The organism is Dietzia sp. DQ11-38-2 (assembly GCF_014145055.1).
In the GTDB taxonomy this organism is placed as follows: Bacteria; Actinomycetota; Actinomycetes; order Mycobacteriales; family Mycobacteriaceae; genus Dietzia.
Map to the genome: position 1 here is coordinate 1 of NZ_JAALDW010000109.1, position 7,522 is coordinate 7,522.

Here is a 7,522-nt window from a genome sequence, read left to right on the forward strand (position 1 = left end):
AGACCGGGACCGCGGTGTCGCCTGCTCAGCCCGCCCCGTGATCGACCGGTAGCCCGGTACCACCGAACGAGCCCCGCCCCCGTGAAGGGAGCGGGGCTCGAGTCGTCCCGGCGCCCGGACCCGATCGGCGGGTCAGGATGTGTTCTTCCGGTTGGCCTCGCTGGCCTGGAACTTCTCCAGCACCGGGGCCTCGTGGGTGATCGTGCCGTCCTCGACGCTCTCGTGATACGCCAGGTTGCCCACTCGGTTGGCGATCACCGGTGCGGTGCACACGGCCACGATGCCGGCCAGCAGCAGCATTCCCAGGTCGATGTGGGGGAAGATCCGGATGCTCGCCCCCAGCAAGACGAGCACCAGTCCCAGGACCTGCGGTTTGGCTGCAGGGTGCATCCGGCTCAGGGTGTCGCGGAAGCGCACCAGACCGATGGCGCTGGCGAGGGTCAGCAACGCCCCGGCGAGGACGAAGAGCGCCGAGACGATCTCCCTGGGGTCGTCGGTCATGTGAGGGTCTCCTTGTGAACTCCGGCGGAGTCGCTGACGCGGAACCGGGCCACGGACACCGATCCGAGGAAGGCGACCAGTGCGAGTGCTACGAGGGCGGCCGCCGCCGTGGTGTCCTTGCTCCACGCGATGTACACCCCGACGCCGCACTGGGCGATCGCGGCGAGCATGTCCAGCGAGATCAGTCGGTCGAGGGTGCCCGGGCCACCGATCAGACGGATCATGGTGGTGAACAGTGCGAGCGTGAGGGCGACCACGGCCGCGCTCCACAACAGCAGTGTCAGGCTCATCGGTGCTCCTCGCTGTCGGTCCCGTACTCCTCCGAGGGGGCGTAGTAGTGCTGCGGGCTCGGTTTCCAGTCCTCGGGCCGTTCGAACGCCCGAGAGTACAGCTGTTCGACGTGGGCGGTCTGGCGCCGGAACCGCTCGACCGCCTCGGGGCTGCCGGCGTCCAGGACGTGGACGTACACGTACCGGGCCACCGGATCGACGCGCACGACGACGCCTCCGGGCATGAGGTTCAGGGTGTTGACGGCCAGGGCGAGCGTGAAGTCCGACCTGAGCCGCATGGGTGCCCGCAGCACGGCGGAACGGGGCGGTGCCTGGGGGCGCACGGACAGCCACGCCACGGCGAGCGACGAACGGACGAGGTAGTAGGCCACCACGATCACCAGCCACACCGTCGACAGAGGTCTGACCAGGCCCTCCACGGGCACACGGGGGAGTGGGAGCAGGACCATCACCACGAGTGCCACGAGGACCCCGGCGACGATGGTCCCGACCTCGACCGGGCCCCACAGCATGACCCACGCGACCGTCAGCCAGAGCATCATGAACAGGCGGGAACCGACCACCCGGGGGTCGAGACGGGCCGCGATCCTGCGGGGCATGTCAGCGCACCCCCGTCACGGAACCGACGTAGCGGTCGGGCGTCGCGTCGAGGGGGATGGTGTCCAGGTAGTCATGCCGCTCCATCAGGCTCTCGGCGGCCCGGTCGGTCACCCCGAGCAACGGGCCGGCGAAGACTGTCATCAACAAGGAGACCACGATCAGGGCCATGGTGGGCGCGACCATGCTCAGCGGCATCCGGCCCACCTCCTCGCGCTCGTCGAACTCCACGTACTCGTCGGAGGGCAGCAGTGCCAGCGGCTTGGCCAGGGCCACCGCACCCTCCGGGGCGTCGGCCCGGGGACGCCAGAACGCCTTGGACCACACGCGCACCATCACGTAGAGCGAGAGCAGGCTGGTGACCATCGCCCCGGCGACGAGGACCCACATGAGCGGACCTCCGACCTCGGCGCCGGCCTGGACCACCGCGAGCTTGCCGATGAACCCTGAGAAGGGCGGGATGCCACCGAGGTTGAGGGCGGGGATGAGGAACATCACCGCGAGGACGGGGCTGGCCACCGCGAGCGAGCCGAGGCGGCGCAGGGAGGACGACCCGGCCTGCCGCTCGATCAGTCCGACCACCAGGAACAGTGTGGTCTGGACGATGATGTGGTGTCCGACGTAGTAGATCGCCGCACTCAGCCCGTACCCGGTCGACAGGGCGATGCCGAAGATCATGTAGCCGATGTGGCTGACGAGGGTGAACGACAGTATTCGTTTGATGTCTGACTGTGCGATGGCGCCGAGGATGCCGATCACCATCGTGAGCAGACCCGCCACCAGGAGGACGCCGTCCATGGACCCACCGGGGAACACGAGGGTGTGGAAGCGGATGATCGCGTAGACACCCACCTTGGTCAGCAGTCCGGCGAACACCGCGGTGACGGGGGCGGGCGCGGTGGGGTAGGAGTCGGGCAGCCAGGTGGACAGGGGGAAGACGGCGGCCTTGATGCCGAACGCGACCAGGAAGACGGCGAAGATCGTGTTCCGCAACCCCTCCGGGACCTCGGTCATCCGCACGGAGAGCTGCGCGAGGTTGAGTGTGCCCGCGGCCGAGTAGGTCAGTGCGATGCCGAGCAGGAAGACCATCGAGGACACCATCGACACGACGGTGTAGGAGACCCCGGCGCGGACGCGCTCCTGACTGGCGCCGAGCGTGAGCAGGACGTAGGACGCGGCCAGCAGCATCTCGAACCCGACGAACAGGTTGAACAGGTCGCCGGCGATGAACGCGGCGTTCAGTCCCGCCGCGAGCGCCAGGTAGGTGGGGAGGAAGATGGAGGTGGGCTGGTCGCCGTCGCCGTCGCGGACACCCTGGCCCACGGCGTAGATGATCACCGTGAGCAGGACGATCGCCGACACACACAGCATGAGCGCGCTGAGCCGGTCGGCCACCAGGGTGATGCCCACGGGCGCGTCCCATCCGCCCACCTGCACGGTGTGGACGCCGTGTTGGTCGGTGAGCACCAGCAGGACGCCGGCGATGACCAGCACGACTGTGAGGGTGACGACCGTGATGATGTTCTGCACGCGGGGTCGGCGGGAGACCACCAGACACAGGGCCGCGGCGAGCAGGGGTATGAGGACGACCGAGGGGATGAGGTAGCCGAAGAGGTCGGGGGAGATCACCGGCCGCCCTCCCTTCCGTCGTCTCCGTGGTCTCGGTCGTCCCCGTCGCTCCGGCGCGTCGTCCTCCGGGGGAGTCGGGCGGGCACGTCGCGCCCGCGGGCCCCACCTCGCGCCTCCGCTTCGGCCTCCGCTTCGGCCTCCGCCTCGGCGTCCGTCAGGTCGTCGTCGTCGTAGTCGACGTGGTCCCCGAGTTCGGTGGGTTGACCTGTGCTGTGGTCGTCGGACAGGTCCCGGTCGGGCGCGGACCAGGCGTCGGTGGGTGAGCGCTTGGCGATCTTGGTGTCCTCGGCGTCGTCGGCGACCTCATCAGCGGTGGTGAACTGGTAGGAGCGGTAGGCCAACGCGAGGATGAAGGCTCCGACGCCGGCCGTGATGACGATCGCGGTGAGGATCATCCCGTGGGACAGGGGGTCGGAGTCGGCGGCGTCGGGGCTCCGGCCGCGGCCCATGATGGGCGGACTGCCGGGCGGGCCTCCCGCGGCCAGCAGGAGCAGGTTGATGCCGTTGGAGAAGATCATGATCCCCAACAGGATCTTGATGATCGCCCGTTCCAGCAGCAGGTAGACCCCGGCGGCACAGAGCAATCCGGCGAGCAGGAGCAGCCCGAAATCGGCGGTCATGACGTGCCTCCGGTGGGGGAGCCCTGGTTCTCCGCGGCCTCGCGGCGGGCGGCGCGGTGGGCCGCGAGGTCGGACCGCGCTCCGTCGGAGTCCACACCGGGGACATTGCGCAGGGCGGCGGTGGACGGCGAGGCGGTGGCGTCCACGTAGATGGCGCGCAGCTCCTCGAGATCCTCGGCGTCCAGATCGAGTCGGGCGCCGAGGCTGCGGAGGATGTCCAGGACCAGCCCCACGACGATGAGGTAGACGCCGGCGTCGAAGAGCAAGGCCGTGACGACCTTGACCTCACCGAACACCGGGAGCGTGGCCTCGAACGTGGCGCTCGACAGGGCGGGGGCGCCGAAGAACATGGACGCCGTGGCCGTGCCCGCCGCGAGGAGCAGGCCGAGCCCGAGGATCCGTCCCGCGTCCACGGGGACGGCCTCGCCGAGTTCGTAGCGTCCGCCGGCGAGGTAGCGCAACACCAGCGCCAGGCCCGCGACCAGGCCACCAGCGAACCCGCCGCCGGGGTTGTTGTGGCCGGCGAAGAAGAAGAACAGGCTGAGGACCATCATCGTGGGGAACACGAGCCGGGTGGTGACCTCGAGGACCAACGAGCGGGCGCGCGGGTCGCGGACGGTGGCGCCGACGAGCCACCGGCCGGGGCTCGCGCCGGGAGCCTCGATCACGATCCGGGCCGCCTCGACGCCGCGTCGACCGGAGCGGGTCTTGTCGACGTCGGCCAGGCGCGGACCGGAACCGTAGCGACGGTTGCGGAACACGAGACTGGCCACGCCGGTGGCCGCGACCAGGAGAACTGTGATCTCGCCGAGGGTGTCCCACGCGCGGATGTCCACCAGGGTGACGTTGACGGCGTTGGCGCCGTTGCCGATCCGGTAGGCGATGTCGGGGAAGTCGAGCGAGACGGCGGGGTGCTGGCGCGCGTTGATGGCGTAGGCACCGGTGATCACCACGAGCAGACCGACGCCGATCCCGAGCCAGGCCCGGAGTCGGCGGTAACCGTGTGAGAGCGGGACCTCGGCGGGCATCGTGCGCAGCACCAGCACGAACGCGACCATCAGGAGCGTCTCGACCAGGGCCTGGGTGAGCGCGAGGTCCGGGGCGCCGTGGAAGGCGAAGATCACGGCGAGTCCGTACCCGGTGACGGACATGCAGATCACCGCGGCGAGGCGGTTGCGCAGCACCGCCGCGGCTACCGCGGCGAGCGCCATGGGGATCATGACGATGAGCACCACGGGGTTCGAGGACAACTCCATGCGCAGGCCCTCGCGCGTCCCGGCGAGGAGCGAGACGAACGGGAACAGCACGAGGGTCACGAGGATGATGCCCAGGGTGAGGGGGAGTGAGCCGCGCTGGATGCTCGCCGTCAGGCGCAGGGAGAGCGTGTCGAAGAACCTCAGGACGGCGTCGTAGATCCGGTCGGCGTTGCCGAGCGCCGGAGATTCGAACTGCATCCTCTCCACGGTCCGCTGCGCCACGTAGAGCAGGGTGCCCAGCACGTAGACGACCAGGGTGAGCGCGAGCGGGATGCCGATCCCGTGCCACAGCCCGAGATGGTAGCCCTCGGGGCCGCGCCACGGGCTCCCGGGCGGGAACGCCACGTCGACGTAGCGGGCGATGAGCTCCTCGACCGGGGCGTTCCACAGGCCCAGCACCAGACCGGAGACCGCGAGGACGGCGGGCACCGAGAGGAACAGTGCTCCCGCCGGTCGGGATCCCGCGACGGCGGGGCTGACGCCGCCGGGGAAGGAGCGCTTGGATCGGAACGCGCCCATGACCAGCCGAGCGGTGTAGGAGAAGGTGAGCACGGACCCCGCCACGAGCCCCGCCGTGACGACCAACGACGGCATCCCGTGCAGTCGCTCCTCGGACAGGACGGTGGCGAACGCGGCCTCCTTGCCTATGAAGCCGAGGAAGGGGGGCAGACCGGCCATCGAGGCGGCGGCGAGGGTGAAGACGAGAGCGAGTGCGGGACGGCGATGTCCCAGCCCCGACAGGTCGCGGATCTCCCGGGTGCCGGTGGTCTTGTCGATCACGCCGACGGACATGAACAGGGCCGATTTGAACAACGAGTGGGCGAGCAGCATCGTCAGCCCGGCGAGCATCGTGTCGCGCGACCCGATACCCACCAGGACGAGGAGGAATCCGAGCTGACTGACGGTGCCGAAGGCGAGCACGAGCTTGAGGTCGGTCTCGCGCAGGGCCCGCCACCCGGCCATGAGGAGCGAGACCAGACCCAACACGATGAGCGGCAGCTGCCAGGTGGACGAGCCCGACAGGCCGGGGGTCAGGGCGGCGACGAGGAAGACGCCGGCCTTGACCATGGCCGCCGAGTGCAGGTAGGCGCTCACCGGCGTCGGGGCCGACATGGCGCCCGGGAGCCAGAAGTGCAGGGGCGCGATCGCGGACTTGCTGCCGGCTCCGACGATCACCAGCACGAGTGCCCAGTGGATGAGCGGACCGGACGGCGGCGAGGAGACCACGTCGCTGATCAGGTAGGACCCGGCGGACTGGCCGAGGATGATCATCCCGACGAGCATGGCCAGACCGCCGAGGGTGGTGACGAGCAGCGCCTGGGTGGCCGCGCGACGAGCGGTGGCCCGCGCGGCGTAGTGGCCGACCAGGAGGAAGCTCAGGACGGAGGTGATCTCCCAGAAGATGTAGAGGAGGATCATGTTGTCGGCCACGACGAGGCCGAACATGACTCCGGCGAAGGCCACGAGCTCTGCGGCGAACAGGTGCAGGCGCGGTTCGTCGTCCTGGAAGTACCAGGTGCAGTACACCAGGACCAGGGCGCCCACGCCGAGGGCGATGAGGGCCAGGAGCGCCGACAGGGCGTCCATCCGCAGGTCCAGCGCGAGGTGGATCTCGGGCGCCCACCGGACGGACTCGGTGGGGACGCGGTCCAGGTTGGCGGCGACCCACACCGCGCTCGCGGCGGGCACCATGGCGAGGACGAGGAACGCCCGGCGACCGAACCTCAGCACCAGGGGGATCGCGATCAGGGTGGCCACGGCGTGGGCCGAGAGGATCGCGATCACCGGCGGCTCCTCTCGAGATGTGGACCGGGACACGACACGCGGACGCTCCCGCCTGATGGGGCGGGTGCCGGAGGTCGACCAGGGTCTGGGTTCTCCGGGAAGTTTACAGAAGGCCTCCGTCCCGGCCCTTCTCAGCGAAGGTGGAGGAGGGTCGCCGCACTCAGGAGTGCGGCGATGGAGGCCTCGGAGGGGGACCGTCCGAAACCCATGGCCCAGGTCGCTCGGCGGCCGCAGGTGGCCCGCAGGATCGTGCACCAGGACTCGGAACCGTCGAACGCGTCACCCTCGTACTGGTGGAAGCGCTCGATCTCCACGCGGGCTCCGATCCGGCCCAGCATCTCGGACATGGCGGTGAGGTCCCCACAGGACTCGGTGGTGAGGCGGTGGGCGGTGAACTCCCCCGGGGCGGAGGGGTCCCGGGTGGCCAGGATCGCCTCATATGCGGTGATCCCGCGGCCCAGGGGGCGACGCGAGAAGTCCGCCAGGTGGAAGTGGTCGGTCGACGGCGCGTAGGTGTCGAGCAACTCCCGCCAGTCCAGGGTCCCCGCCTCGTCGGCGAAGCCGCGCGGCAGGCGGCGCCCGAACCGCTCGGCGAAGGGGCAGGCGCCCGGAGCGGTGGTGCGAGGGGGGGTCGCCCTGCTCACGCGCTCGGTGAGCCGGGTGGGAAGACCGGTCGGATGGTGTGGTGCGGTGGTGCGCATGGTGTTCTCGTCTCGGACGTCGGTTCGGGGACCGACGGAGATCGAGCAACCACGCAACGGGGGTGCCGGTCTTCAGGCCCCGTTACGTCCGGTTACTACGAGAATCTTCCGCATGGCGGGAGAGTCTAGACGGCGGGGCGGAC

At 69.8% G+C, this 7,522-nt stretch carries 7 protein-coding genes; all 7 read right to left on the reverse strand.

Translation table 11 applies throughout. The annotated features are described in order from the left end of the window. Positions 1 to 132: 132 nt before the first annotated feature. The gene (locus tag G6026_RS04240) at positions 133 to 501 is read right to left on the reverse strand and encodes a monovalent cation/H(+) antiporter subunit G (RefSeq protein ID WP_107757395.1); all 369 of its coding nucleotides are present in this window, start codon (positions 499 to 501) and stop codon (positions 133 to 135) included. Next, positions 498 to 791, reverse strand: coding sequence for a monovalent cation/H+ antiporter complex subunit F (locus G6026_RS04245; RefSeq protein ID WP_107757394.1), 294 nt, complete (start codon positions 789 to 791; stop codon positions 498 to 500). Before G6026_RS04245 ends, G6026_RS04240 begins: the two co-directional genes overlap by 4 nt. Next, on the reverse strand, positions 788 to 1,390 hold the full coding sequence (locus G6026_RS04250) for a Na+/H+ antiporter subunit E (RefSeq protein ID WP_107757393.1): 603 nt from the start codon (positions 1,388 to 1,390) through the stop codon (positions 788 to 790). The genes G6026_RS04245 and G6026_RS04250 overlap by 4 nt, the downstream gene beginning before the upstream one ends. A gap of 1 nt (position 1,391) precedes the next feature. After that, complete coding sequence (locus G6026_RS04255; protein WP_107757392.1) at positions 1,392 to 3,017, reverse strand: Na+/H+ antiporter subunit D; 1,626 nt, start codon at positions 3,015 to 3,017, stop codon at positions 1,392 to 1,394. After that, positions 3,014 to 3,637, reverse strand: coding sequence for a Na(+)/H(+) antiporter subunit C (locus G6026_RS04260; RefSeq protein WP_182612342.1), 624 nt, complete (start codon positions 3,635 to 3,637; stop codon positions 3,014 to 3,016). The genes G6026_RS04255 and G6026_RS04260 overlap by 4 nt, the downstream gene beginning before the upstream one ends. Next, positions 3,634 to 6,678: a Na+/H+ antiporter subunit A gene (locus G6026_RS04265; protein ID WP_182612343.1), complete on the reverse strand. Its 3,045-nt coding sequence runs from the start codon at positions 6,676 to 6,678 to the stop codon at positions 3,634 to 3,636. Before G6026_RS04265 ends, G6026_RS04260 begins: the two co-directional genes overlap by 4 nt. Before the next feature lie 131 nt (positions 6,679 to 6,809). Next, positions 6,810 to 7,379, reverse strand: a complete 570-nt coding sequence (locus G6026_RS04270) for a hypothetical protein (protein WP_182612344.1) — start codon at positions 7,377 to 7,379, stop codon at positions 6,810 to 6,812. Positions 7,380 to 7,522: the final 143 nt, after the last annotated feature.